Source organism: Extibacter sp. GGCC_0201 (genome assembly GCF_017566055.1).
In the GTDB taxonomy this organism is placed as follows: Bacteria; Bacillota; Clostridia; order Lachnospirales; family Lachnospiraceae; genus Extibacter.
Genome location: NZ_JABFCH010000001.1, coordinates 210,963 through 237,675, shown reverse-complemented (window position 1 = coordinate 237,675; position 26,713 = coordinate 210,963). Strand labels below are relative to the sequence as shown.

21 protein-coding genes are annotated in these 26,713 nt (G+C 50.0%); 2 read left to right on the top strand and 19 right to left on the bottom strand.

Annotated elements, in window-relative coordinates; genetic code table 11:
• Nucleotides 1-31 precede the first annotated feature (31 nt).
• The 4 genes from HJV72_RS01080 to HJV72_RS01065 form a co-directional block, all read right to left on the bottom strand.
• A complete protein-coding gene (locus HJV72_RS01080; protein WP_208067983.1) occupies nt 32-1,303 on the bottom strand; it encodes a diaminopimelate decarboxylase in 1,272 nt (423 codons plus the stop codon).
• A complete protein-coding gene (locus HJV72_RS01075) occupies nt 1,300-2,016 on the bottom strand; it encodes a TrmB family transcriptional regulator (protein WP_208067981.1) in 717 nt (238 codons plus the stop codon). Before HJV72_RS01075 ends, HJV72_RS01080 begins: the two co-directional genes overlap by 4 nt.
• 122 nt (nt 2,017-2,138) lie before the next feature.
• Entirely contained in the window at nt 2,139-3,575 is a 1,437-nt protein-coding gene (pyk, locus tag HJV72_RS01070; RefSeq protein WP_208067979.1) for a pyruvate kinase, read from the bottom strand.
• 38 nt (nt 3,576-3,613) lie between these two features.
• Nucleotides 3,614-4,483, bottom strand: coding sequence for a hypothetical protein (locus HJV72_RS01065; RefSeq protein WP_208067978.1), 870 nt, complete (start codon nt 4,481-4,483; stop codon nt 3,614-3,616).
• Nucleotides 4,484-4,706: 223 nt separating this feature from the next.
• Here HJV72_RS01065 and HJV72_RS01060 point away from each other — a divergent pair, with 223 nt between their 5' ends.
• On the top strand, nt 4,707-8,948 hold the full coding sequence (locus HJV72_RS01060; protein ID WP_208067976.1) for a 2-hydroxyacyl-CoA dehydratase: 4,242 nt from the start codon (nt 4,707-4,709) through the stop codon (nt 8,946-8,948).
• Nucleotides 8,949-9,099: 151 nt separating this feature from the next.
• Here the strand turns inward: HJV72_RS01060 and gpmI are convergent, their stop codons facing one another.
• From gpmI to HJV72_RS01015, 9 genes are all read right to left on the bottom strand, one after another.
• A complete protein-coding gene (gpmI, locus tag HJV72_RS01055) occupies nt 9,100-10,644 on the bottom strand; it encodes a 2,3-bisphosphoglycerate-independent phosphoglycerate mutase (RefSeq protein WP_208067974.1) in 1,545 nt (514 codons plus the stop codon).
• Between the two features lie 189 nt (nt 10,645-10,833).
• Complete coding sequence (gene tpiA, locus HJV72_RS01050) at nt 10,834-11,583, bottom strand: triose-phosphate isomerase (protein WP_208067972.1); 750 nt, start codon at nt 11,581-11,583, stop codon at nt 10,834-10,836.
• Nucleotides 11,584-11,624: 41 nt separating this feature from the next.
• A complete protein-coding gene (locus HJV72_RS01045; RefSeq protein WP_208067970.1) occupies nt 11,625-12,818 on the bottom strand; it encodes a phosphoglycerate kinase in 1,194 nt (397 codons plus the stop codon).
• Nucleotides 12,819-12,961: 143 nt separating this feature from the next.
• On the bottom strand, nt 12,962-13,975 hold the full coding sequence (gene gap / locus HJV72_RS01040) for a type I glyceraldehyde-3-phosphate dehydrogenase (protein WP_049728083.1): 1,014 nt from the start codon (nt 13,973-13,975) through the stop codon (nt 12,962-12,964).
• 137 nt (nt 13,976-14,112) lie between these two features.
• Entirely contained in the window at nt 14,113-14,916 is an 804-nt protein-coding gene (locus HJV72_RS01035) for a histidinol-phosphatase HisJ family protein (RefSeq protein WP_208067968.1), read from the bottom strand.
• A 7-nt stretch (nt 14,917-14,923) separates the two neighbouring features.
• Nucleotides 14,924-16,009 carry a tRNA 2-thiouridine(34) synthase MnmA gene (gene mnmA, locus HJV72_RS01030; protein WP_208067966.1) on the bottom strand — a complete coding sequence of 362 codons (1,086 nt, stop codon included), beginning with the start codon at nt 16,007-16,009 and terminating at the stop codon, nt 14,924-14,926.
• Nucleotides 16,010-16,023: 14 nt separating this feature from the next.
• Nucleotides 16,024-16,467, bottom strand: coding sequence for a Fe-S cluster assembly scaffold protein NifU (nifU, locus tag HJV72_RS01025; protein ID WP_208067964.1), 444 nt, complete (start codon nt 16,465-16,467; stop codon nt 16,024-16,026).
• A gap of 27 nt (nt 16,468-16,494) precedes the next feature.
• Nucleotides 16,495-17,676 carry a cysteine desulfurase NifS gene (gene nifS, locus HJV72_RS01020; RefSeq protein ID WP_208067962.1) on the bottom strand — a complete coding sequence of 394 codons (1,182 nt, stop codon included), beginning with the start codon at nt 17,674-17,676 and terminating at the stop codon, nt 16,495-16,497.
• A gap of 21 nt (nt 17,677-17,697) precedes the next feature.
• Complete coding sequence (locus HJV72_RS01015) at nt 17,698-18,156, bottom strand: RrF2 family transcriptional regulator (RefSeq protein ID WP_208067960.1); 459 nt, start codon at nt 18,154-18,156, stop codon at nt 17,698-17,700.
• Between the two features lie 129 nt (nt 18,157-18,285).
• Here HJV72_RS01015 and HJV72_RS01010 point away from each other — a divergent pair, with 129 nt between their 5' ends.
• Nucleotides 18,286-19,623 (top strand): polysaccharide biosynthesis protein, encoded by a 1,338-nt coding sequence (locus HJV72_RS01010; RefSeq protein WP_208067959.1) that lies wholly within the window; start codon nt 18,286-18,288, stop codon nt 19,621-19,623.
• A 554-nt stretch (nt 19,624-20,177) separates the two neighbouring features.
• On the opposite strand, the gene HJV72_RS01005 is transcribed toward HJV72_RS01010, so the two are convergent.
• The 6 genes from HJV72_RS01005 to HJV72_RS00980 form a co-directional block, all read right to left on the bottom strand.
• Nucleotides 20,178-20,717, bottom strand: a complete 540-nt coding sequence (locus HJV72_RS01005; protein WP_227184561.1) for a stage II sporulation protein M — start codon at nt 20,715-20,717, stop codon at nt 20,178-20,180.
• Nucleotides 20,718-20,820: 103 nt separating this feature from the next.
• On the bottom strand, nt 20,821-21,360 hold the full coding sequence (locus tag HJV72_RS01000; protein ID WP_208067958.1) for an NUDIX domain-containing protein: 540 nt from the start codon (nt 21,358-21,360) through the stop codon (nt 20,821-20,823).
• A 32-nt stretch (nt 21,361-21,392) separates the two neighbouring features.
• Complete coding sequence (locus HJV72_RS00995) at nt 21,393-22,589, bottom strand: pyridoxal phosphate-dependent aminotransferase (protein ID WP_243765473.1); 1,197 nt, start codon at nt 22,587-22,589, stop codon at nt 21,393-21,395.
• Between the two features lie 210 nt (nt 22,590-22,799).
• A complete protein-coding gene (gene zwf, locus HJV72_RS00990; RefSeq protein ID WP_208067956.1) occupies nt 22,800-24,191 on the bottom strand; it encodes a glucose-6-phosphate dehydrogenase in 1,392 nt (463 codons plus the stop codon).
• On the bottom strand, nt 24,184-25,599 hold the full coding sequence (gene gndA / locus HJV72_RS00985) for an NADP-dependent phosphogluconate dehydrogenase (protein WP_208067955.1): 1,416 nt from the start codon (nt 25,597-25,599) through the stop codon (nt 24,184-24,186). The genes zwf and gndA overlap by 8 nt, the downstream gene beginning before the upstream one ends.
• Nucleotides 25,599-26,669 carry a lactonase family protein gene (locus HJV72_RS00980; protein ID WP_243765472.1) on the bottom strand — a complete coding sequence of 357 codons (1,071 nt, stop codon included), beginning with the start codon at nt 26,667-26,669 and terminating at the stop codon, nt 25,599-25,601. Before HJV72_RS00980 ends, gndA begins: the two co-directional genes overlap by 1 nt.
• Nucleotides 26,670-26,713 lie beyond the last annotated feature (44 nt).

The window sequence follows — 26,713 nt, the reverse complement described above, 5'->3', positions numbered from 1 at the left end:
ATCAAGCAGCATGAAAAAGCAATTTCCATTACTATTTCAGCAATTTTTTACCGATATCAAAGCAGTCAAATGTGGCAAAGTAATCTGCCGGCGTCTCAGCCCTTCTAATGAGCTGCGTGCTGCCGTCTTCCTTCAGCAGAACTTCCGCAGATTTCAGCTTGCCGTTATAATTGTAGCCCATGGAGAATCCGTGCGCTCCTGTGTCATGGATGACGAGGATGTCTCCCATTCCAATCTCGGGCAGCATACGGTCGATAGCGAATTTGTCGTTGTTCTCGCAGAGAGAGCCGACGATATCATACTTGTGGTCGCACGGACCGTCTTCCTTCCCCATCACGGTGACATGGTGGTATGCCCCGTACATTGCCGGACGCATGAGATTAACGGCACAGGCATCCACGCCGATATATTCTTTGTGGGTGTGCTTTTCATGAATCGCTTCCGTCACAAGGCATCCGTAAGGCCCGAGCATAAACCGGCCAAGCTCCGTATAAATCTCTACGTCCCCCATACCGGCCGGAACGAGAATTTCCTCAAATACACGGCGTACGCCGTCACCGATGATTCTTATATCGTTCGGCTCCTGGTCCGGCGTATACGGAATGCCGATACCACCCGAAAGATTGATAAATTTAATATGTACTCCCGTTTCCTTCTGAAGCCTGACCGCCTCTTCAAATAATATCTTGGCAAGCATCGGATAGTATTCGTTCGTCACCGTATTGCTGGCAAGGAATGCATGGATGCCAAATTCTCTGGCACCTTTCGCTTTCAGTATCTTGAATGCTTCAAACAGCTGTTCTGTTGTCATGCCGTATTTGGAATCCCCCGGATTGTCCATGATATCGTTGCTGATCTTGAACAGGCCTCCCGGATTATAACGGCAGCTTATCGTCTCGGGGATATAGCCAATCGCCTCTTCCAGAAAATCAATATGGGTGATATCATCCAGGTTGATGACTGCACCTAGCTTTTCCGCATATACGAACTCTTCCGCAGGCGTATCATTTGAAGAGAACATGATGTCATCCCCGGTAATTCCAACCGCCTCCGACAGCATCAGCTCTGTATAGGAAGAACAATCGCAGCCACAGCCATATTCCCGGAGGATGTCGATAAGAAACGGATTGGGTGTCGCTTTTACGGCAAAATATTCTTTATATCCTTTGTTCCATGAGAATGCATCCCTGAGTGCCTGCATATTCGCGCGGATTCCCTTCTCATCATACAGATGGAATGGAGTCGGATATTCTTCTATGATTTTATCCAGCTGCTCTTTATTTACAAATGTCTCTTTTTTCATGATTCTTTATTCTCCTCCCGTAGCGCAAGTAGTTTTATCTCATTCCCCAATGCCCTCTTATACAGCTCTACAAAGTTCTTCTGCCCGGAATACAGGCACGTATTCAGGCTGCCCTCCCCGTACTCTCCTGTCAGTACATATTTTGAGTCTGTGATAAGCCCTATCTGCATCCCTCTGTCCTCTCCCAGGTATACTTTCACATTGGCGAGATGGACAGGCCGGTCCGTGATAATTACGACCTTCTTTCTCGCTGAGACAAGGTCTTCCAGCTCACGCACGAAAAGGAGCAGGTAATTGCGCGTACATGAGATATATACTCTGTTCTCTGCCTGTCCGAGCAGGTTCTTCATCTTATCCAGTATGTGGCGGGCGCCTTCTATCGTTATATATCCTTCCGCACTGCTCTTTTCATTCGGAAGATGCGCTATAAGCCAGTTTCTTGATTCCTCCAGCATCCTTATATGATTCTTGCAGAACTCCCTGAGCGGTACCGGCACATATTTCCTCGTCGTACCTTCTTCCACCAGATAAGCCCCTCCTTTTTCCGTAAGGCTTGCAAGGGAATTATAGGCATTGGATCTGGATATACCTATCAGCTTGGCAACCTCATATCCTGTCGTCTTTCCCTCTCCCAGAAGGCATTGGTATATGGCGGCCTCCTGCCTCGTCAGTCCAAATTCCAGCAGACGTTCAACAAATGTCGTACTTTCCATCTTTTTGTCCTTCGCTTTCTTCTAGTAGTTCTCCATAGGAACACTATATTACATTCCGTGCCGGCTGTCAATAATAAACCGTATGATAATAGAAAAAAGCACGGTAATACCGTGCCATTCTCCTAATCTACCACTGCTATTCTCATCATATTGCTGACGCCTTCTTTTGAGCGCTTGATATTCGGGGAAGGTATGCCTGCCGTCAGCACGATGATGTCCCCCGGTTCCACCACCTGCTTTGCGCTGATCAGCTCGATTGCACCAGTCAGTATATCTTCGGTCGTATTGAATTCGATTGATTTGTACGGTCTTACCCCCCAATATATCTGCATCCTTCTCAGCGTCGCCTCGTTCGGCGTCACACCGATGATATCTGCCTTCGGCTTGAACTTTGAGACTACCCTTGCAGTAGCCCCGGAGACAGAGGGCGTCACGATACATTTAGCTCCCAGATTATCTGCGGCTGCTACGGACGCATAGCCGATAGCACTGGAGATTCCTTTTCTCTTATGCTCTGCGGCCTTTTCCAGAATCACCTCATAGTCGAGGTGTTCTTCCGTATTTTCCACAATGTGCACCATCATCTGGAGCGCTTCCAGTGGATATTTCCCCTGTGCCGTCTCGCCGGAGAGCATCACCGCGTCCGTACCGTCATAGACCGCGTTTGCGACATCAGTCACTTCCGCCCTTGTGGGACGGGGATTGCGGATCATAGAATCCAGCATCTGTGTAGCAGTGATAACCGGCTTATAGTAGTCATTACACTTCTGGATAAGCATCTTCTGAAGATACGGTACTTCCTCGGCCGGTATCTCTACGCCCAGGTCACCTCTGGCTACCATGACGCCGTCTGCGCACCGTATGATCTCTTCTATATTCTTGATGCCTTCCGCATTCTCTATCTTGGCGATAATCGGAATATAAGGGGAGCCGCATTCTTTGAGCCATGCTCTGATTTCCAGAATGCATTCTGCATTCCTGACAAAGGATGCAGCGATGAAGTCTACTTCCTGTTCCACCCCGAACTTCAAGTCTTCCTTATCCTTTTCTGTAATTGCAGGCAGACGTATCGGTACGTTCGGCACATTGACACCTTTGCGCTCTCCAAGCTCTCCGCCGTTATCGACTGTACAGATGATATCTGTATCTGTCTTCTCGCGTACGGTCAGCTCTATGAGACCGTCATCAATCAGAATCTTCTTGCCGAGCTGGACATCCTCCACAAGACCTCCATATGTAATCGAGACCCTTGTCTTATCCCCTTCTATATCCTTTGTCGTCAGCACAAATTTATCGCCGGCATCCAGGCTGACCTTTTTACCGCCTTTCAATACTCCTGTACGAATCTCAGGTCCTTTCGTGTCGAGCAGGATGGCAACCGGCTTCTTCTCCTCTTCCCGAATCTTCTTGAGCATATCCATTCTGGACTTCTGCTCTTCATGATCCCCATGGGAGAAATTGAATCTTGCAATGTCCATGCCATTTTGAATCAGCCTCCTCATCAGTCCTGCGTCATTCGTATTTGGTCCCATCGTACAGATGATTTTTGTTTTCTTCATAATCATATAACCTCTTATATTATTCTCTCTTTCCTTACTTATTTTACATGCGTGTGTGTAAACAGATGATCTTGGCAGTATTCGTAATTGCCGTTGCATTTGGAGCAATATCTGAATTCCAGGTTCGGGTCATCAAGTTCAGTCCTGCCGCAGACCGCACATTTGTGCCGGGCACCGTTTTCATATACATTGTCCGGCCTTTTCGCCTGCTGGACCTTTTTATAAAATTCCTTCTTCCGCTTTACCTGCTTCGGTGAATACGGCCTCATATTCCTGGAACCGAAGAAAAATATTGCGAAATTCAGGATGGAAACTGCCGCCGCAAGGGCATTCGCCTTATAGAGGATGCCGTATAAGCCTCCGCCGTAAGCGGGCAGGAACGCCTGTATGATCGCCCAGACGAAGAAAGCCCCGTCAAGCCAGGCCAGCCACTTCACCTTCACCGGTATGACAAAAAACACGAGCAGCTGTACCTCTGGATACAGCGCGGCAAATGCAAAGAACAAGGACAAGTTCAGATACCCGGTATTCAGAGTAAGCGTCACCCCTGTTATCAGGTATACCAGAATCGCGGCAATTACGTGGAACAGTACGCCTGCAAGAAAATACAGGTTAAACCGGAATGCCCCCCATGCCATCTCCAGCTGCCTTCCTATCATATAATACAGATACAGGAAGAGCGCGGCAAACAGAATGCTGGTTGATGGCGGCTGGATGATGAAGGTTACAATTCTCCAGACCTGTCCGTGAAGGATCGCCTCGGCATTCAGGCTCAGATATTGAGGATAGAACTGAGGATTCAGAAGGTTCAGCACAAAACCGGCTCCATATAAGATAATAATATAATTCATCAGGTTCGGAATGGCATATCTGCCGAATTTCCGTTCAAGTTTATTCAACCAATTCATATATTTGCTCCCTGCTTTCATATGTTAGACACTGTAGACATTCTACCGTTTCACACTCTGTTTGTCAATTTATACCTATGAAGTTTAACAGCAATTTTATAAATCTATTACATTTGCGAATTGTCTTTTCGCTTTTTTTGTCGTATAATGTTACAAGTTGTAAATGGCTAACTACATTTAATAAGAAGCAATACATAATTTACCAGTATAAGGAGTACATATCATGAGTCATAGAGAATTATATACATTGGGTATTGATATTGGCTCTACGACGGTCAAAATCGCCGTTTTAGATGACAATAACGATGTCGTCTTTTCAGACTATGAAAGGCACTTTGCCAATATTCAGGAAACCCTCACCGACCTTCTTGGCAGGGCGGTCTATAAGCTTGGCCCTATACAGGTATCGCCGGTCATCACCGGATCCGGCGGTCTTACGCTTGCCAAGCACTTAGGCGTCCCTTTTGTCCAGGAGGTAATCGCCGTATCGACCTCCCTTCAGGATTATGCTCCGCAGACTGACGTTGCCATAGAGCTTGGAGGAGAAGATGCCAAGATCATCTATTTTGAAAACGGCAATGTGGAGCAGCGCATGAACGGCGTATGTGCCGGCGGCACGGGCTCATTTATCGACCAGATGGCCTCCCTGCTGCAGACAGACGCTTCCGGGCTCAACGAATATGCCAGGAATTATAAGGCCTTGTATTCCATCGCCGCCCGCTGCGGCGTATTTGCCAAATCCGACATTCAGCCTCTGATCAATGAGGGGGCCTCCAAAGAAGATCTGGCCGCATCTATTTTTCAGGCTGTCGTAAACCAGACGATCAGCGGGCTAGCGTGCGGCAAGCCGATCCGGGGCCATGTCGCTTTTCTGGGGGGCCCTCTCCACTTCCTGTCGGAGCTTAAGGAAGCATTTGTCCGTACGCTGAAGTTGGATGACGAACACACGATTGCTCCAAAGCATTCCCATCTCTTTGCGGCTATCGGCTCTGCCCTGAATTCCAAGAAGGATCTGGATATCCCGATACAGGAGATGCAGAACAGGCTGGCGGGCAAGATAAAGATGGAATTTGAAGTGGACCGTATGGAGCCCCTGTTTTCCAGCGAGGCGGACTATACGGAATTCAAAGGACGCCATGACAAGCATCAGGTACCGGTGAAAGACCTTGCCACATATAAGGGCAAAGCGTTCCTCGGCGTCGACGCCGGGTCGACCACCACAAAAGCTGCCCTTGTGGGAGAAGATGGTACTCTGCTCTACTCTTTCTACCACAATAACGAAGGGGATCCGCTCGGAACGACGATCCATGCCATCAAAGACATCTACAGCCAGCTTCCGGAAGAGGTGGAAATCGTCCATTCCTGCTCAACCGGGTATGGGGAGGCACTGATCAAAGCTGCCCTTCTGCTTGATGAGGGAGAGGTGGAAACGGTAGCCCATTATTATGCCGCTTCCTTCTTCGAACCGGATGTTGACTGTATCCTGGACATCGGCGGCCAGGATATGAAATGTATCAAAATAAAAAACCAGACTGTGGACAGCGTGCAGCTTAACGAAGCATGCTCTTCCGGCTGTGGTTCCTTTATAGAGACATTTGCAAAATCACTGAACTATTCGGTAGAAGATTTTGCTCATGAAGCGCTGTTTGCCAGGAATCCGATTGACCTTGGTACACGCTGTACCGTTTTCATGAATTCAAAGGTCAAGCAGGCGCAGAAAGAAGGAGCCGAAGTAGCTGACATCTCCGCCGGTCTCGCTTATTCGGTAATCAAGAACGCTCTGTTCAAAGTCATCAAAGTGTCCAGCGCCGCAGAACTTGGGCGCCATATCGTCGTGCAGGGCGGTACGTTCTATAACAACGCCGTTTTAAGAAGCTTTGAGAAGATTGCAGGCTGCCAGGCCATACGTCCCGATATCGCAGGTATTATGGGGGCTTTCGGCGCAGCGCTCATTGCCCGGGAGCGTTATATCAGCTGCGAGGGCACTACCATGCTTTCCATCGAGGATATCAAGGCATTGGAATACAGGACAACCATGACGAAGTGCAAAGGCTGTACGAACAACTGCCGCCTCACGATCAACCATTTCAGCGGAGGACGCAAGTTCATCACAGGTAACCGTTGCGAAAGGGGGCTTGGCAAGGAGAAGAATGAAAACAAGCTGCCGAACCTGTTCGATTATAAGGCCAGGCGTTATTTTGACTATACGCCGCTCAGTGATGAGGAAGCCGTACGTGGTACCGTCGGGATTCCCCGTGTCCTGAACATGTACGAGAATTACCCGTTCTGGTTTACCTTTTTTACGAAACTTGGCTTCCGTGTCGTGTTGACCCCGGCCTCTACCCGTAAGATATATGAGCTTGGAATCGAGTCCATCCCAAGCGAATCTGAGTGTTATCCGGCAAAGCTTGCACATGGGCATATACAATGGCTCATTAACGAGGGGCTCGAGCATATCTTCTACCCTTCTATCCCTTATGAGCGCAACGAGTTCTCAGATGCCAACAATCACTATAACTGCCCGATTGTAACTTCCTATCCGGAAAACATCAAGAACAACATCGATGCTATTGCCAATGGAGAAGTGGATTTCATGCATCCGTTCATATCCTTCGCCAATGAAGAGACGCTGTCACGGCGTCTGACGGATGAGCTCGCCGCCAAATTCCTCATACTGGAGGAAGATATCAAGGCTGCCGTCCATGATGCGTGGAAGGAGCTGGAAGCCTGCCGGCAGGACATGAGGCGCAAAGGCGAAGAGACGCTTAAGTTCCTTGAAGAAACCGGCAACCGGGGTATCGTTCTTGCCGGGCGTCCTTACCATATCGACCCGGAAGTCAACCATGGGCTGCCGGAGCTCATCAATTCCTATAATATCGCCGTACTTACGGAGGATGCCATCTCGCACCTGAAGCCGGTAGAACGTCCTCTGAACGTCATGGACCAGTGGATGTACCATTCAAGACTCTATGCCGCGGCAAACTATGTGAAGACGGTAGATAATCTGGACCTTATTCAGCTCAACTCGTTCGGCTGTGGGCTGGATGCTGTTACGACCGACCAGGTGGCCGATATACTGACAGACTCTGACAAGATATATACGTCACTTAAGATTGATGAAGTCAATAACTTAGGGGCTGCCAGGATCCGTGTACGTTCGCTGCTTGCAGCCATCCGTGTAAGGGAGCAGCGGAATACGAAACGCAGCATCTCCTCTTCTGCCATAGAGAAAGTGCCGTTCACGAAAGAGATGCGCAAGGACTACACGATACTATGTCCGCAGATGTCACCGATGCATTTTGAGCTGCTGGAACCTGCCTTCCGTGCATCCGGGTACAATGTAGATATACTGCCCAACGACAACAAACAGGCGGTCGATGTAGGGTTGAAATATGTCAATAACGACGCATGTTATCCCTCCCTGATGGTGGTAGGGCAGATTATGGAAGCTATCCTGTCCGGAAAATACGACACCGACAAGCTGGCAGTCATTATCAGCCAGACTGGCGGTGGATGCCGCGCTTCCAACTACATAGGTTTTATCCGAAGGGCACTGAAGAAAGCGGGGTACTCGCATATACCGGTCATCTCTATCAATCTGAGCGGTCTGGAGGGCAACCCTGGATTCAAGATTACACCCGCCCTGGCACTGCGCGGCGTGTACGCTGCCATATTCGGAGATATCTTCATGAAGTGCGTATACCGGCTGCGCCCCTATGAGGCTGTGCCAGGTTCTGTCAATGAAATGCACAGGAAATGGGTCAAGGCATGTGCTAATTTCGTATCTGAGGGATATCCATCCAGACGGAAGTTCAAGAAACTGTGCAGGGAGATTATCGAAGATTTCGACACAAATATACAATTGCTGGATGTGAAAAAGCCAAGGGTCGGCGTCGTCGGCGAGATACTTGTCAAGTTCCTTCCGGCTGCCAACAACCATCTCGTCGAGCTGCTGGAAAGTGAAGGTGCCGAGGCCGTCGTGCCAGACCTGCTTGACTTCCTGCTCTACTGCTTCTACAATCAGAATTTCAAGGTGTCACATCTTGGATTCAAAAAATCGAAGGCGACATTTGGCAATCTCGGCATCAAAGTGCTGGAATGGTTCCGTGCCCCTGCTACAGAAGCTTTTAAGGCAAGCAGGCATTTTGATCCTCCGGCCCGTATAGAAGATCTTGGCCGTATGGCTTCTGAAATTGTCTCCCTCGGCAACCAGACCGGAGAAGGCTGGTTCCTCACCGGTGAGATGCTGGAGCTGATCCACAGCGGCGCCTCCAACATCGTGTGTACGCAGCCCTTCGCCTGCCTTCCGAACCATGTCGTAGGCAAAGGAGTCATAAAAGAGCTGAGGAGGCGGTATCCGAAGTCCAATGTGGTAGCAATCGACTTCGACCCCGGCGCAAGCGAGGTCAACCAGCTGAACCGTATCAAGCTCATGCTGTCAACCGCCAATAAGAATATGGAATGATGCAAAATAAAACGGGCAGGCCGAAGGCACATATCTACATGTACCTTCGGCCTGCCCGTCTACATAAGAATAAAAACCAGGATTCTGATGTCAGCCGCTTTGCAAGGCGGCATGTATCGGAATCCTGGTTTTCCGCTTCAATTGCGGAAGTCTATTCTCCCCTTACGATCAAGGACTTTCCTGACATCTCTTTTGGCTGCTCCATCCCCATCATCTCGATAAGGGTAGGGGCGATGTCTGCAAGGCATCCGCCTTCTCTCAGCTTATACGCCGGGTCGGCATTAACAAGGATGAAGGGAACCGGATTCGTCGTATGTGCCGTAAATGGCTCCCCTGACTTGTCATCAATGAGCTGTTCTGCATTACCGTGGTCTGCACAGATGAACATCTGCCCGTCTACTTCCTCCAGTGCCGCCACTGCTCTGCCCACACATGCGTCTACTGCTTCGATTGCCTTGATTGCGGCAGCTTCGACTCCTGTGTGTCCTACCATGTCTGGGTTGGCAAAGTTGATGATGATAACGTCGTATCGGTCAGACTTGATAGCTTCGACAAGCTTATCGCATACTTCATAAGCACTCATCTCCGGTTTCAGGTCATACGTAGCAACCTTGGGAGATTTTACAAGGATTCTGTCTTCCCCCTTATTCGGCTCTTCCACGCCACCGTTGAAGAAGAATGTGACATGTGCGTACTTTTCGGTCTCTGCGATTCGGGCCTGCGTCTTCCCATTTGCCGCCAGAAATTCTCCAAATGTGTTCGTAATCTCATCCTTCACAAATGCAACCAGCTTATTTTCAATCGTCACGTCATATTCCGTGAAGCACACGAAGGTCGTCTTAATCCTGTCTCCTCTGTCAAATCCTTCGAATTCGTCATCGCAGAATGTTCTCGTAATCTCTCTTGCACGGTCCGGACGGAAATTGAAGAAGATGATGGAATCTCCATCTTTTACGGTCGCCACCGGCGCGCCGCCCTTCATCACGACCGTAGGCAGGACGAACTCGTCTGTCGTGTCCTTATCATAGGAGGCCTGGATTCCCTCCGGCCCTCCGGATGCAGTTTCTCCCCTGCCTTCTGCCATGGCCTCGTATGCCTTCTTGACGCGCTCCCATCGGTTATCCCGGTCCATAGCATAGTAGCGGCCCATCACAGTGGCAACTTCGCCGACGCCAATCTCCTTCATTTTCGCAACAAGCTCTTCCACATATCCTTTCCCAGACGCCGGCGGCGTGTCACGCCCGTCGAGGAAACAGTGTACATATACGTTTTCAATCCCCTGTTTCTTTGCCAGTTCCAGCAGCCCGTATATGTGTTCATTGTGGCTGTGGACACCGCCGTCTGACACAAGGCCCATCATATGAAGGGAAGAGCTGTTCTTCTTCACATTTTCACATGCTGCCAGAAGTGCCTTGTTCTCAAAGAAATCGCCGTCCTGAATCGCTTTCGTAATCTTCGTAAGGTCCTGATATACGATGCGTCCTGCACCCATGTTCAGATGCCCGACTTCAGAGTTACCCATCTGCCCGTCCGGAAGTCCGACTGCCATTCCGCTGGCATAGCCTTTTACAAACGGGCACTTTGCCATAAGACTATCCATAACAGGTGTCCTGCCTTCCGCCACGGCATTTCCTTCTATGCTGTCATTTAACCCATATCCGTCAAGGATCATCAATACTGTTGGTTTTTTACTCATAATTCATCTCCTACTATTTACTCTTTTCCAAAGTCTAATTTTACATGATTTAGCTACATCTTTCAAGGCATCCTGTCAACTTTATATCGTTTGGCCCCACAGGATCTTATCGGGGCATCGTCCGTCTCGTGACATGCAGCCGGGAAGGGAAAAGCCGCAGGAATCTGCTTCCTGCGGCTCCCGCTTTCTTTATTTGTAGTTTACGATTTTCCCGAAGTCTGCCTTGAGGGAAGCCCCGCCAACAAGGCCGCCGTCGATATCCGCCTGGGCGAACAGTTCCGGTGCCGTAGCGGCATTGACAGAACCGCCGTACTGGATACGGACAGCCTCTGCTGTAGCTTCATCATAAATCTCAGCGATACATGAACGGATTCCTGCACATACTTCCTGCGCCTGCTCTGTCGTGGCCGTCTTGCCTGTACCGATGGCCCAGATCGGCTCGTAAGCGATGACGGCCGTCTTTGCCTGATCTGCCGTAACTCCCAGGAATCCGACCTTAACCTGCTGGCGGATGAAATCCATCGTAACGCCCTGCTCCCTCTGCTCAAGCGTCTCGCCACAGCACATGATAGGGGTGATTCCGTGCTCGAATGCCTTCAGCATCTTCTTATTAACCGTCTCGCTCGTCTCCGCAAAATATTCTCTTCTCTCAGAGTGTCCGAGAACTACATATGATACGCCTGCGTCCGTGAGCATTGCAGGAGCGATCTCACCTGTGTAGGCGCCGCTCTCTTCAAAATACATGTTCTCTGCCCCAACCTGAATGTTCGTTCCTTTGCAAGCCTCTACGACAGGTATGATATCGATAGCGGGCACGCAGAACACGACGTCCACATCATCGTTAGCCACGAGCGGCTTCAATTCCTCCACAAGCGCAACTGCCTCGCTTGGTGTCTTGTTCATCTTCCAGTTTCCAGCTATAATCTTTCTTCTTGCCATCTTTTTATCTCCTATTTTATATAATTTATCTGCAAAAGAATCTATTTATCATTTGCCGCGGCTACTCCCGGCAGTTCCTTGCCTTCCAGGAATTCAAGCGAAGCTCCGCCGCCGGTTGATATATGTGACATCTTATCACCGTATCCGAGCTGGTTTACCGCTGCAGCGGAATCTCCGCCACCGATAATCGTCGTGGCGTCCGTGTCTGCAAGGGCCTTTGCAACCTCTTCTGTACCTTTAGCGAAGTTAGGCATCTCAAAGCATCCCATCGGTCCGTTCCATACCACGGTCTTTGCATCTTTTACCGCTTCTGAGAACATGGCGGCTGTCTCAGGTCCTATGTCAAGCCCTTCCCAGTCTGCCGGAATCTCTCCTGCCTTGACAACCTTGGAATTTGCATCGTTAGAAAAGTCATCTGCAATGACCGTATCTACAGGAAGGAGCAGCTTGACGCCTTTCTCCTTCGCCTTGTCCAGCATCTTTATCGCATAATCACAATAATCTTCCTCGAGGAGAGATTTGCCGACGCTTCCGCCCTGCGCCTTGCTGAATGTATAGGACATTCCCCCTCCGATGATCAAGGTGTCAACCTTGTCCAGCAGATTCTCGATAACGGATATCTTGCTGGAAACCTTTGCCCCACCCAGGATGGCGACAAACGGTCTCTCAGGGTTGTTGACCGCGTTGCCGAGGAAATCGATCTCTTTCTGCATGAGATAACCTACGACAGCCGTATCTACGAACCGGGTAACGCCTACATTAGAACAGTGTGCCCTGTGTGCGGTACCAAACGCGTCATTGACAAACACGTCGCACAGTGACGCAAGGTCCTTGGAGAATGCCTCGCCATTCTTCGTCTCCTCCGCCCTGTAGCGTGTATTTTCAAGCAGTATGATGTCGCCGTCCTTCATCTCTGCAGCGGCAGCTTTCGCATTCGGCCCTACCACTTCCGGGTCAGCGGCAAACTTCACTTCCTGTCCAAGCAGCTCGCTCAGGCGCAGAGCGACCGGGGCAAGAGAAAGAGAAGGAACCGCCTCTCCCTTCGGTTTGCCAAGATGCGAGCACAGAATCACCCTGCCCCCATCCGCAGCCAGCTTCTTTATCGTCGGCAGCGCCGCCACAAGACGGTTCTCATCCGTAATCTTGCCGTCGATAAGCGGCACGTTGAAGTCACATCTGACAAGTACCTTTTTTCCCTTTACATTGATATCATCCACTGATTTCTTATTAAGCATATGATGGCCTCCTTTTTCATAGGGGTCAGACCCCTTTAGGGCATAGGGGTCTGACCCCTATGAAAATTCCCTCAATATTCTGATAATTTAAAAGGAATCCGGCCCAATATAGACCGGACCCCTTTGTGAGTCTTAAAGCAGATTTATGCTAATTCAGAGAAGTATTTGATTGTTCTTACCATCTGGCTTGTGTAAGAATTCTCATTGTCGTACCAGGATACGACCTGTACTTCTGTTGTTCCGTTATCTAAAGGCAGTACCATTGTCTGGGTAGCATCAAAGAGTGAACCATATCTCATACCGATAACGTCAGTGGATACGATTTCATCTGTGTTATATCCGAAGGATTCTGTAGCTGCTGCTTTCATAGCTGCGTTTACATCGTCAACTGTAACTGTTCCGTCTACTACTGCTGTCAGGATAGTCGTAGATCCTGTAGGTGTCGGAACACGCTGTGCAGAACCGATCAGCTTGCCGTTCAGTTCCGGAATAACGAGGCCGATAGCCTTTGCAGCACCTGTGCTGTTCGGAACGATATTCAAAGCAGCTGCGCGGGATCTTCTGAGATCGCCTTTTCTCTGAGGGCCGTCAAGTGTCATCTGATCACCTGTGTACGCGTGAATCGTGCACATGATACCTGATTTGATCTTCGCAAGGTCGTTCAGCGCCTTCGCCATAGGTGCAAGACAATTTGTCGTACAGGAAGCTGCGGAGATAACGGTATCTTCCGGTTTCAGAATGTCGTGGTTTACATTATATACGATAGTTGGCAGGTCGTTTCCGGCAGGTGCTGAGATAACGACTTTTCTTGCTCCTGCTTTCACATGTGCAGATGCTTTTTCTTTTGATGTATAGAATCCAGTACATTCAAGAACAACGTCCACTCCGATTTCTCCCCATGGAAGTTCTTCGGCATTCGCTTTAGCGTAAATCTTGATCTCTTTGCCGTCTACGATGATTGAATCATCCGTAGATTCCACCTTGTCAGCCAAAGCATATTTCCCCTGTGAAGAGTCGTATTTTAACAAGTGAGCTAACATTTTTGGAGATGTCAAGTCGTTGATTGCTACTACTTCATACCCTTCTGCCCCGAACATCTGTCTGAATGCAAGACGTCCGATACGCCCGAATCCATTAATCGCTACTTTTACTGCCATGATTAATTCCTCCTAAAGTTTGTTTATTAACTGTTACACAGCCTTTATTTTTGAAACTCTTTAACATCGTTAAAGAATCATCAACCGTTTATAATTGTACTAAATTTGATACAAAAATTCAAGGGCTTTTACCATTTTTATGGAAGTTGCTTAAAAACAGGCGTCCTGCCGGAAAATTCTGTATAATATTTGAAGCCGCATGATTTCAGGATATCTTCTGCCTTTTGGAAGTCATAGGCGATATGCTCCGGACAATGGGCATCTGCACCTATGGTGATAATCTCTCCGCCAAGTTCACGGTAACGTTTCAGTACATCCGGGTGCGGATGGGCGAACGGAAGGCCGTATTTGAGTCCTGCCGTGTTCAGTTCCAACCCTTTCCCGTCAGCGATCAGCTGTCTGAGTATCTCATCAATAATATCAGCAAATGTATCGTACACGTATGCCTTTTCTCTGCCTGCCCCGTAACGGACCACATAATCCAGATGTCCGAGCACGTCATAGTCCTGATAGGCACGGATATCTGTCAGTATCTCCGTAAATGCACTCCGGTATGCCTCTTCATCCGTCTTATCTTCAAACAACTTCCCGGCTGCCGGGTCAGTGGATTCGACGCTGTGCACAGAACCGATCACAAAGTCGAAGGGATATCTGGCCGTAAATGCTCTGTAGTAGTCCCCCAGATATGGAAGGAGGCCGAGCTCCACTCCGATACGTATGTCAATCCTTCCTCTGTACTTTTCCTGAAGAGGCCGCAGTACGTTAAAATATTCTTCCGGGTCAAAGATGCTTTCTTCTCCCCATTCCATCTCGTCTTTGTCGTAATGGTCCGTGAAACATATCATCTCAAGGCCTCTGTCTATGGCTCCGAGTATCATCTCCTCCGGTGCCGCCTTGGAATCATGTGAAAATGATGTATGCATATGAACATCTGCTCTCATAATCTTCCTACTCATCTCCTATAATTGTTCCGCCCCCGAGGACATGGTCCCCGTCATAGAGCACGACTGCCTGTCCCGGGGTGATGGCCCGCTGGGGCTCTTCAAATGTACATAATATCTCATCCGTCCCTGTCTCTTCCACCGTACACCATGCACCTCTGTGGTTATAACGAATCTTGGCCCATACTCTCTTTTTCTCCGACAGGCTGCTGACGGACATAAAGTTCACCCGGTTTGCCCTTACATAGAGAGACATGGCTTCCTCATTGCTCCCTACGACAACTTCATTCGTCTCAGGACGTATCTCAAGTACGAAGGCCGGATGTCCAAGAGACAGTCCCAGGCCTCTGCGCTGCCCTACTGTATAGTGGATGATTCCTTTATGCGTACCAAGCACGGTACCGTCGGAAGTGACGAAGTCCCCGGTCCGGGCACTTGTACCGGTCTCCTTTTCAATAAACGAAGCATAATTGCCGTCCGGAACGAAGCAGATATCCTGGCTGTCCGGCTTATCTGCCACCGTGAGGCCGAGGCCACAGGCAATCTTCCTTATCTCCTCTTTGTCATACATGCCGACCGGCATCAGCGTGTGCCTAAGCTGCTCCTGCGTCAGGTTGTAAAGCGCATATGTCTGGTCTTTTGCCGCTGTGGCCGACACTTGCAGCGCATATCTTCCGTTTGGAAGCTGGTCGATTCTCGCATAATGACCGGTAGCGATATAATCTGCCCCGATATCCATACTTCTTTTAAGGAGAGACTCCCATTTCACATACCGGTTGCAGGCGATACACGGATTCGGCGTACGCCCGTGCGTATATTCCTCCACAAAATAGTCGATAACCTGCTCTTTGAACTCCTGTCTGAAATTCATCACATAGTACGGAATTTCCAGGCGGGCCGCTACCCTTCTTGCATCATCCACAGCACTCAGCCCGCAGCAGCCTCCGTTTTCTTCCTGTACCGCACGCTCCTCGTCCTGCCATATCTGCATCGTGACACCGATGACATCGTAGCCCTGCTCCTTCAGAAGATAAGCGGCGACAGAAGAATCTACGCCTCCCGACATCCCTACGACAACTTTTTTCTTATCCATACCGACACCTTCACTTAATATGTTTCTTCTTCCTCTTCTTCATCCTCATGGATATCTGATTTCGGCTTCTCCAGCCCTTCTATCTTGATATCATTTTTTTCGGCGTAATCCCAGAGCGCGGCGTGGATTGCTTCTTCCGCAAGCAGGGAGCAGTGCACCTTTACCGGCGGCAGTCCGTCCAGCGCTTCCATGACAGCCTTGTTCGTCACCTTCAGCGCCTCTTCTATCGTCTTGCCCTTGACCAGCTCTGTTGCCATACTGCTTGTGGCGACGGCCGCACCACAGCCGAACGTCTTGAATTTCACATCACGGATGATATGATTTTCATCGATGTCAAGATACATCCTCATGATATCCCCACATTTCGCGTTCCCTACGGTTCCGACACCGCTTGCTCCATCTATCTCTCCCACGTTACGCGGGTTCTGGAAATGATCCATCACTTTTTCTGAGTACATGTCTGTCTTCCTCCTTGTTCGTACGTTTTAAGAATTTTTCTTTACAAAATCTTCATAGAGCGGGGACATCTTTCTGAGATGTTCCACGATCTCTTTCAGATTGTCGACAACATAATCGATATCTTCCTTTGTCGTCTCATCGCTCAATGTCAGCCGCAGCGAACCGTGAGCTATCTCATGCGGCAGACCGATAGCCAGCAGCACATGAGATGGGTCGAGAGAACCTGACGTGCAGGCGGAGCCGCTCGACGCACAGATGCCCTTCATATCCAGCATTATCAGCAGGGACTCTCCTTCAATGAAGCGGAAGCTGAAATTGGCATTGTTCGGAAGGCGGTGCTTCCTGTGGCCGTTCAGCCTGCAGTATGGAATCTCCTTTTCCACACGCTCTATCATATAGTCTCTGAGCGCACTTTCTTTTGCACTTCGCTCTTCCATTGTTCTGATGGCCCGGCTGACTGCTGTTCCGAGACCAACGATTCCCGGAACATTTTCCGTCCCCGCGCGTCTCTTCCTCTCCTGGCCCCCGCCGTGGACAAAAGAACGTATCTTTACACCTGTTCGTATATACAGGAAGCCGATTCCTTTGGGTCCGTTCAGCTTGTGCCCGCTGGCACTCAGCATATCTATATGGCACTCGTCAACATTGACGGGTATCTGTCCGAATGCCTGTACCGCATCTGTATGGAACAATATGCCGTGTTCATGGGCAATCTCCCCAATTTCCTTAATCGGCTGAACCGTCCCTATCTCATTGTTGGCATACATGACCGATATAAGGATGGTATCCGGACGGATTGCGCTTTTCAGCTCTTCCAGCCTTATGATGCCATCTTCGTCTACATCAAGGTACGTCACATCAAACCCTTTGCTCTCAAGATATTCTCCGGTGTGGAGAATCGCATGGTGCTCTATCTTTGTCGTGATGATATGTTTCCCCTTGTCCGCATATGCTTCAGCCGCCGCTTTCAGCGCCCAGTTATCCGCCTCCGAACCTCCGGCCGTAAAGTAGATTTCATTGCTCTTGGCGCCAAGCGCGTCTGCAATGATATCCCTTTGTGCCGTTATGACTTCTTTGTTCGCTGAGGCGAATCCATACACGCTGGATGGATTGCCGAACTTCTCTGTAAAATAAGGAAGCATCGCCTCCACTACCTCCGGCGCCGTCTTTGTCGTCGCAGCATTATCCAAATATATAAACTGTCCCATATGTTCTTCCTCCTTAAGTCTTTATTTATTGCACTGGGGATTGGCACATTCTCCCTGCGGATTGACACGCCTGCTCTCCAGAACCAATTCATCCAATTTGATTTCATCCACCGTCCGGTTGATATTATCATTGATCTTCTGCCATACATATTTTGTCACACAGCCGTCCGACGCCATACAGCCGTCTTCCGCGTAGAATGCGGCACATTTCACCGGCTCAAGGCTGCCTTCCAGTGCACGCAGCACATCACCGACAGATATGTCTTTCATATCCCGCGCCAGCACATAGCCCCCTCCGGCACCCCGGATGCTTTTTACAAGCCCCGCCTTCTTCATCAGGCCGACGAGCTGCTCAAGATACCGCTCTGATATCTCCTGCCTCGCCGCTATGCTGCTGATAGAGACAGGCTCCGCCTCCGCATATCTGGCCAGATCTATGATAGCCCGCAGGCCATATCTCCCCTTTGTAGAAAGCTTCATGCTATCACCTTCTTCTTTAATTCCTAGTATTTTACTGGGATTTATCTTTCTGTAGAATAACACTTTTAAATCTGTTCTGTCAAGCATATATCCTGAATATCTTATAACGATATCCTATAGGAGTTAATTATGTCCAGAAAACGTGCCATTATCAAAGGAACTTTCATCCTTACCCTCACCGGTTTTGCCACCAGGTTCATGGGCTTTTTTTACCGGGTTTTTCTGAGCCATACTTTCGGCGAAGAAGGCGTCGGGCTCTATCAGCTCATTTTCCCCATCTATGCCTTATGCTTCTCACTTACTTCCGCCGGAATTGAAATAGCCCTGTCCCGCTGTGTTGCCAAGCGCACCACACTTGGACAGGAAAAAGAAGCCAGAGAATTATTGTATACGAGTATCGTATTTACTGTCATAATTTCGTGTATCACTACAATGCTGCTGCAGAAGTATGCGTGGTTCATCTCATCGGCCTTCCTGAAAGACGACCGCTGCGCCGAGCTGCTCGTCATCCTGTCCTATGCATTTCCATTCGCTGCAGTCCACAGCTGTATCTGCGGCTACTATTTCGGTCTGAAGATGACGGGAGTGCCTGCCACGTCACAGCTCATCGAACAAGTGGCCAGAATCACGTCCGTCTATCTCATCTATGTATTCGGACAGAAAAATGGTGTCACCTTCGGCATCTCCATCGCAGTGACGGGTCTGATTGCCGGGGAAGTCATCTCCTCGCTCTTCTGTCTGAAGGCTGTCACAGGTAAATCCATGTCCATGCAAAAGATACGGCCTGCCCTCCCCTCTTTCGGAAGGAATATGAAAGAGCTTCTCTTCCTGTCCATTCCGCTCACCGGAAGCCGGGTGCTCCTCAATGTCCTTCAGAGCGTGGAGGCTATCTCCATTCCGCTTCGACTGCAGGCATATGGAATGACGAACAAAGCAGCTCTCAGTACATATGGGGTACTGACCGGTATGGCCCTCCCCTGCATCTTGTTTCCTTCCGCCATTACCAATTCCATCTCCACCATGCTCCTTCCGACCGTGGCAGAGATACAGGCGCTCGATAACCAGAGGGAGATGTCCGCCATTATTAAGAAAGTCGTTTCCTGCTGCGTACTGCTTGGAAGCGGCTGCTGCGCCCTTCTGCTGTTGACCGGCAACTGGATAGGTTCCTTCTTGTTCCACAGCCCGGCGGCCGGAAGCTTCATCGTCACCCTTGCATGGATATGCCCATTCCTCTACACAGACAACACCCTTATCAGCATCATCAACGGTATCGGCAAGACGACACTTTCCTTCGTTATCAACGCCGTCGGCCTGCTCATCCGAATCGGAAGCGTGCTCCTCCTGATTCCGATATATGGAATCCGGGGCTATTTGTGGGGACTGCTGGCAAGCCAGCTCTGCATCTTCCTGTTCTGCATCCTCTACCTGTATTATTATCTGGCAATCCGCAGGAAAAAGTGTGTATAGTAAATTAGGCTGCGGGCGGGGAGCCGGGTGGCATCTGCTCCGATGCGTACGAGGCTCTGACTATTTCACGTATCCCTAACCCTGCGGAATGTGCGCCGACAGCGGCTTACATCCCGCAGGATAAGGGCTACGGAAAGGATTCTCCGCCTCTTCCGCTTACACCTGCGCATCTCCCACCCGGCTCCCCGCCCGCTATCTACTTCACTTGGCAAGGGCGAGGACGGCTGTGTGGCGTTACTGGCCAGCGGATGGCCGTTGCTGCAAGAAGAGCCGGAATCAGGCAGGGGATGTTATATCACATAACATCCCCTGCCTGATTCCGGCTCTTCTTCATGACAATCACTTTCAACTAAGGTTATCAACCTGATTAGCCCCTTATCACTATGCTTAAACAGCCAAAGTCTTTCCATCAGCCCACAGCGCTACACAGCCGCCTTCGCCCGTGCCAGTAAAGTAGACAGCCGCTGGGGAGGTATGGGACAGATGCGCAGGTATAAGCAGGAGGGACGGAGAATCTGTCCCATACCTCCTCAGCGGCGTCTGCTTCACTAAACTCACAAAGTCTTCAGGAACATCTTCATCAGCACAGGATTGACATAGCACTCAAGGACAATACCAAGCGCAAGCAGAAGCAGGAAGCAGACTGTCTTAGTCAGGTTCCACTTGGATTGCGGATAGGAAAACAGGTACCAGAGCAGTACAACATATCCGGCGATATAAAATGCGAACTGCGGAGTCATGGCAAGCAGGCACAGCACGATTCCCTTCACCCCCATCTTCATGATGGCGGACGTCATTATCATACCGCAGGAAAAGCCTGTCCAAAGCAGAAATGCCACGACGACCCCTTTCCTGAATCTCGTACATCCCAGTGCAAAAAGCAGGATGACCGGCATCATACGTATCCGTATGATATACCAGGCATATTCTGCCATACCTATATCCGTCTGGGCATACTGGTTCAAAAAGAAATCATTGAAGATTCCCATGCTTGTTATGTAATCCTTCGACACTATGTTCGCATACAAGATACCAATCAAAAAACCCAGCATACAAAATAAAACAAAATACTTCTTGTTTTCCCGTATCCTCACAAATACTCCTCCTCTTGTCAAGATACTTCATTATATGCCGGGTCTTCCGATATATTCTTATTTTATGTCCGCTTAGCCTCAGACGGCGGCCATGGCGCTTACGTCACCGGAGGTATCTGGATTCATATGCCAGCAGCGCCGCCACGGTTTTGGAATCTTCTACCCTTCCGTCAAAAATCATCTCTTTTAACTCACTGCGCTCATATGGCCTGACATCCACATACTCATTCTCATCCAGGTTCTGTCTTGACGCTGTCAGGCCTCTCGCCACGAATATCTCGATACGCTCGTCACAGTAGGCTACCGTAGGGCGTATCGTGATGAGCCAGTCGAGCGTTCCCGCCCGGTAGCCGGTCTCTTCCTCCAGCTCCCTTCTGCTGCACTCGATTCCCGGCTCCCCTGCTGCATCCAGCTTCCCCGCCGGTATCTCCAGCGTATCCCGCTCCAGGGCATTTCTGTACTGCCGCACCATAAGTATCCTGCCGTCGTCCAGAACAGGCACGATGGCAGCCGCCCCTACGTGATGGATATAGTCCCACCTGGCGCTGTTGCCGTTGGCAAATTCCATCGTATCCTGATACACCTTAAGGATAGCCCCTTCATACACAAGTTCCCTCTTCGTCCTTCTGACTTCTCCGCTCATAATACCGCCTGCCTCTTCACTTTCTATACAGCCTATAGAGAAGATACGAATTCCTCAATCCGGTTCAGCCCCTTCTCTATGCTTTCCATGGATATAGCATAGGACAGGCGCACAAAATTGTCAAATCCAAAATCCTGGCACGGAACGACGGCCACACGGTAATCTTCAATCAGAATTTCTGCCGCACGGGACGCTGTTCCGATACGGACGCCTTTGTAAGACTTCTCCAGAACATTTGTAAAGTCCACGAACGTATAGAATGCTCCCTCCGGCTCCAGACAGTCCAGCAGAGGCATGTTCTGGATGCGTCCATACATATATTTTCTTCTGGCATCAAATTCCTCACGCATAGCATCCACTGCGTCCTGAGGGCCTTCCAGCGCCTCAAGCGCCGCTTTCTGGGCGATAGAGTTCGGGTTGGATGTCTGATGGCTCTGGATGCTTCCCATAAGCTTCGCAATCTCCACGCTGGAACCGGTATAGCCAATCCTCCATCCTGTCATAGAATAGCTCTTGGACAATCCGCTGCAAGTGATCGTCCTTTTATAGATTTCTTCACCGAGTGATGCGATGCTCACATGCTTCTTCTCCCCGTAGATTAGATTCTCATACATCTCATCTGCAACCACATAGATATCGTTTCTCACTGCCACGTCCGCGATGGCACGCAGCTCTGCCTCCGAATATACCATGCCGGTCGGGTTGTTCGGCGTATTCAATATGAGAGCCTTCGTCTTATTCGTAATGGCTCCTTCAATCTGCTTTGCCGTCACCTTATACCCCGACTCTTTCGTGCCGTAGATGACAACCGGGATGCTGTCGCACAGCTTGACAATCTCCGGGTATGTCAGCCAGTACGGCGCCGGAATGATGACTTCGTCTCCCGGATTCGTGATTGCCTGGAAAATGTTCGTAAGCGAATGTTTTCCCCCGTTGCTCACGACGATCTGGTTCGCTGCATAATCAAGACCGTTAAAGTCCTGGAATTTCCTGCTCACTGCTTTTTTCAGCTCCTCTGTCCCGGAGGCAGGGGTATATTTTGTAAATCCAGACCGGATGGCATCAATCGCAGCCTCATTAATATTATCCGGTGTATTAAAATCCGGTTCCCCAGCTCCAAATCCTACCACATCAATGCCTTCTGCCTTCATCGCTTTCGCTTTCGCAGTAATCGCAAGTGTTGATGACGGCTTTACCCTAGCCGCCTTTTCTGATAATGTCAACGCCATTGTTCCATCCATCCTATCTTTTTCATATTTTATTTCACATTCTAGTAAATCATTATAGTATAAGATACGTCGATTTGCAAGATTAATTTCCATAATATTCTTTTTGTCATTTACAACGGCATTATTCCAAGTCTCTCATGACGTTTTTGCAATTTTATCGTTCCAATCCTGCATTATGCGCATATTTCCCGCTAATATCCCTCTGTCCGGTCAGTCAAACCATGCATGGCCATAACGCTCCAGCATCCTGTCCGCCTCGTCCGGTCCTGCATTGCCGGGCTCATACGCATATACAGGAAGCCGCTGGCTAACGTACCGTTCCCGTAAGGCATCTACATAGTTCCAGCTCGTCTCGACCTGGTCCCACTGGGAAAACCAGGACCGCTCCCCGCGGATGCATGCGCCAATCAGCCTCTCATACGCCTCCGGCGTATTCATCTGGTTGATATACGAACAGCTCTGGCAGAAGTCCATCTTCGCCTGGATAATCTCATCCAGCTCGCCAGGCCTCTTTATATTGAACTGCAGATATACGCCTTCCGTCGGCTGAATCTTAATATTCAGGATGTTCTGCGGCACGCCCGGTACGGGACTCTTAAATACGACTGCCACCTGCATCTCCCGCTTCGTAAGCTTCTTCCCCGTCCGGATATAGAACGGCATCCCTCTCCACCTGTCATTCTCCACGAAGAGACGAAGCGCGGCATATGTCTCTGTGGCAGAATGGGCAGCCACGGCCTTCTCGCTCCGGTATCCTCTGTACTGTCCGAGCACCGCGCTTTTGGTGGCATCTTCCGGCAGGGCGAGCGCTTGAAGCACTTTCATCTGCTCCCCGTGCATCTCTTCCACCCCAGGTCCCTGGGGACGATCCATCGCAACTATCGTGAGTATCTGGAACAGGTGGTTCTGCATCATATCTTTCAGCGCACCGCTGTGATCATAATAACCGCCCCGTGTCTCGACGCCGACCTCTTCAAGGGCAGATATCTGAATGCATTCAATATGATCTGCATCCCATATATTGCTGAAGATAGGGTTGGCAAACCGAATCGTCTGGATATTCCTGACCATCTCCTTTCCAAGATAATGGTCAATCCTGTATATGTGGTCCGGCTGGAAAAATGCTTCCATCATGATATTCAGCTCTTCTGCCGCCTTAAGATTCTCCCCGAACGGCTTCTCGATGACTACCTTGCCGCTGCCGGCGCCATGGACGGCCTTGAGCCCTTTTACTATCGTACCGAAGAAGCGGGGCGCCACGGCGAAATAAAAGATATGGCCGCCGGCACCTGATGCTCTGTAGAACTCGTCCAGCCCTTTATATTCCTCTTCATCCGTAAAGTCCATGCGGTAATAGACGATACGCTCTGCCAGCTCTTTGTAAATCTCCTCCCTGTAGGAAAGACGGGCAAATCTCTCAACCCATTCTCCCGCCAGCTTCCGGTACTCCTCGCTCGTATAGTCTCTTCTTCCTATAATGACAATCTGCCCGTTGAGCTGCTCATTATCCGCAGCCGCCATATTATAGAGCGCCGGTATCAGCTTACGGAACGTCAGGTCCCCGGTACCGCCGAAAATGGTAAATGTCTGCTCCTTATTCATTGTCCTGCCCCCAGTCGTGATGGAAAATGCCTTCCCGGTCTGTTCTTTCGAATGTGTGGGCGCCAAAGCAATCCCTCTGGGCCTGGATGAGATTCGCCCCCACCGGCATCCCTCTGAATGCATCGATGTAAGCTTCCGCCTGGCTCATAGCCGGCAGCGGGATCCCGTTCTGGATGCCAAGGCACAGGATATTCTGAAGGCCCTCCTTCCCCCGGTTGATACCTTCCAGAAAATAAGAATCCAGCATCAGGTTCGTAAGTTCCGAATCCTTGTCAAATGCTTTTGTTATCTCATCGAGGAACTGGGCCTGTATAATGCACCCGGCACGGAATATGGACGCAATCCTTCCGTAATTGAGATTCCACCCATACTCCGCAGAGGCATGTCTGAGCAGGTCAAACCCCTGGGCATATGCGACGATTTTCGCAGTATAGAGACCCTTCCTGACCATATCGGCAAATGTCCCTTTATCCACAGCAGGCCTGTTCTGAGAACCGTTAATCAACGATTGCGCTGCCTTTCTCTCTTCTATCCTGTTGGACATGATCCTAGCGTTGCAGGCTGCCGTAATCATAGATACGTTCACTCCCTGCCTAAGCGACTCCAGGCTGGTCCAACGGCCGGTACCCTTCTGCCCCGCGCTGTCAAGTATATGATCCACCAGCTCCCCTTGGGCATAATCATCTGCTTCCCGGAATATCCTGGCCGTAATCTCAATCAGGTAGCTCTTCAGCTCCCCTTCGTTCCACTCTTCAAAGATAGCCGCGAGCTCTTCATTCGTATGACCTCCGGCGTATTTCAGCAGCAGATAGGCTTCCGCTATGAGCTGCATATCCGCATACTCTATCCCGTTATGCACCATCTTTACATAATGACCGGCACCGTCCGGACCCATGTAAGCACAGCATGGTTCCCCTTTGGCTTTGGCCGCGACCGCTTCCAGCACCGGGGCGATGTGGCTGTAGGCGGACTCCTCTCCCCCCGGCATGATGGAAGGGCCGAAACGCGCGCCGTGCTCTCCCCCTGATACGCCGGTGCCAAAGTAATAGATGCCCTTCGACTTCAGACTTCTTTCACGCCTTCTCGTATCCTCAAAAAATGAGTTCCCTCCGTCCAGTATCATGTCTCCTTCATCCAGCAGAGGAACGAGCTGTTCGATTACCATATCGACCGGCTTTCCTGCCTTCACCATAATCAGGAACCGTCTCGGACGCTCCTGGGACGCGACGAGCGACTCCATATCATAAAAAGGTATAAAGTTCTCATGCGGGTACTCCTTAACCACCTCGTCCGTCACTTTGCCGCTCCTGTTATATCCGCCTACTTTAAATCCATGGTCCGCCATGTTTAGGGCAATACTTCTTCCCATAACCGCCAGGCCGATGACTCCTATCTCTGTTATCTGCATCACATTTCCTCCTTCATCGATTCACTGCCTTGCCTTATCGCCAGAGCAACTCCCTCCGGCATGCTGATACGGCTTCGGATTCCAATGATCCTGCCGCTCATCCTGTCTCTTTCCAAACTGACTACCTCTCCCGAAAAACGGTTTGCAACGAGAAGAAACCTTTCGTCTTCCGTCAGGACAAAATCCCTTGGATGATCTCCGCCACATGGCACATGTTGAAGCACCGCCGCGCTGCTCCCGCCGACATCCACCACAGCCAGAAGATTCAGCCCCCGAATGGATATATACAAAAACCTTTCATCTTCCGTAAGACGTACTGCCGCGGCAGACGCAGCCTGCTTCCTTCTCCCGCTTTGTGTATCTTCGGGAAGTATCGTTAACTGTTGGCGTAACAGAAACGTATCCTCCTTCACTTCAAATATGAACAGCTCATTGCTCCATTCGCTCACCACATACAGCAGCGTATGTGACGCGTTAAACACTCCGTGCCTCGGCCCGCTTCCATCCGGGAACCGGACAGCGCCGCACGAGCGGAAACCATCTGTCCGGTCAAACAGCCGGATGCGATGCTGCGTCAGACAGGGAACCATCACATATGGCCCATGTAACATAATCTGATGGCAGCCTGCCTCCTCTCCATTTTCAATCCTGCCTGCAGCTTCAGGTCCTTCCTGTCCCATATGGTATATCATGACCGTGCCATCATGGTAGTTGGCCGTATATGCGAAGGCTCCCTCCTGCAGGATGAAGCACGGCGTGTCTTTCTCCTCCAGTATCTCTCCTACAAAGCTTGCCCCCTTATCCGTAAGGCTTGCAAAGCATGTTCCTGCCCTGTTTTGCCGCTCCGTAGGAAAAGCAAGCATATCCCCTGCCAGGGACACCCATTTTGCATTGTGTGCTTCATATAGCAGTTCCGGTTCTGTCATGCGTCCGTTATTGAGGTTGACCATAAAACGATATACCCCTCTGCTCTTGTCAGACGCGTAGGTTCCGACATACCCCTCTCTCCAGACATCTGATGTCTTCTCCCCATATGCTTCATCTTGTAACTTCTTATTTCCTTTTTCCATCGCAGCCTCCATATCTTTGACTTATATTGCAACGATTATGCCGC

Coding starts and splice junctions, on each gene's coding strand:
- HJV72_RS01080 (WP_208067983.1), bottom strand. CDS start 1,303: ATGAAAAAAGAGACATTTGTAAATAAAGAGCAGCTGGATAAAATCATA.
- HJV72_RS01075 (WP_208067981.1), bottom strand. CDS start 2,016: ATGGAAAGTACGACATTTGTTGAACGTCTGCTGGAATTTGGACTGACG.
- pyk (WP_208067979.1), bottom strand. CDS start 3,575: ATGAAGAAAACAAAAATCATCTGTACGATGGGACCAAATACGAATGAC.
- HJV72_RS01065 (WP_208067978.1), bottom strand. CDS start 4,483: ATGAATTGGTTGAATAAACTTGAACGGAAATTCGGCAGATATGCCATT.
- HJV72_RS01060 (WP_208067976.1), top strand. CDS start 4,707: ATGAGTCATAGAGAATTATATACATTGGGTATTGATATTGGCTCTACG.
- gpmI (WP_208067974.1), bottom strand. CDS start 10,644: ATGAGTAAAAAACCAACAGTATTGATGATCCTTGACGGATATGGGTTA.
- tpiA (WP_208067972.1), bottom strand. CDS start 11,583: ATGGCAAGAAGAAAGATTATAGCTGGAAACTGGAAGATGAACAAGACA.
- HJV72_RS01045 (WP_208067970.1), bottom strand. CDS start 12,818: ATGCTTAATAAGAAATCAGTGGATGATATCAATGTAAAGGGAAAAAAG.
- gap (WP_049728083.1), bottom strand. CDS start 13,975: ATGGCAGTAAAAGTAGCGATTAATGGATTCGGGCGTATCGGACGTCTT.
- HJV72_RS01035 (WP_208067968.1), bottom strand. CDS start 14,916: ATGAGAGCAGATGTTCATATGCATACATCATTTTCACATGATTCCAAG.
- mnmA (WP_208067966.1), bottom strand. CDS start 16,009: ATGGATAAGAAAAAAGTTGTCGTAGGGATGTCGGGAGGCGTAGATTCT.
- nifU (WP_208067964.1), bottom strand. CDS start 16,467: ATGTACTCAGAAAAAGTGATGGATCATTTCCAGAACCCGCGTAACGTG.
- nifS (WP_208067962.1), bottom strand. CDS start 17,676: ATGGGACAGTTTATATATTTGGATAATGCTGCGACGACAAAGACGGCG.
- HJV72_RS01015 (WP_208067960.1), bottom strand. CDS start 18,156: ATGAAGCTTTCTACAAAGGGGAGATATGGCCTGCGGGCTATCATAGAT.
- HJV72_RS01010 (WP_208067959.1), top strand. CDS start 18,286: ATGTCCAGAAAACGTGCCATTATCAAAGGAACTTTCATCCTTACCCTC.
- HJV72_RS01000 (WP_208067958.1), bottom strand. CDS start 21,360: ATGAGCGGAGAAGTCAGAAGGACGAAGAGGGAACTTGTGTATGAAGGG.
- HJV72_RS00995 (WP_243765473.1), bottom strand. CDS start 22,589: ATGGCGTTGACATTATCAGAAAAGGCGGCTAGGGTAAAGCCGTCATCA.
- zwf (WP_208067956.1), bottom strand. CDS start 24,191: ATGAATAAGGAGCAGACATTTACCATTTTCGGCGGTACCGGGGACCTG.
- gndA (WP_208067955.1), bottom strand. CDS start 25,599: ATGCAGATAACAGAGATAGGAGTCATCGGCCTGGCGGTTATGGGAAGA.
- HJV72_RS00980 (WP_243765472.1), bottom strand. CDS start 26,669: ATGGAAAAAGGAAATAAGAAGTTACAAGATGAAGCATATGGGGAGAAG.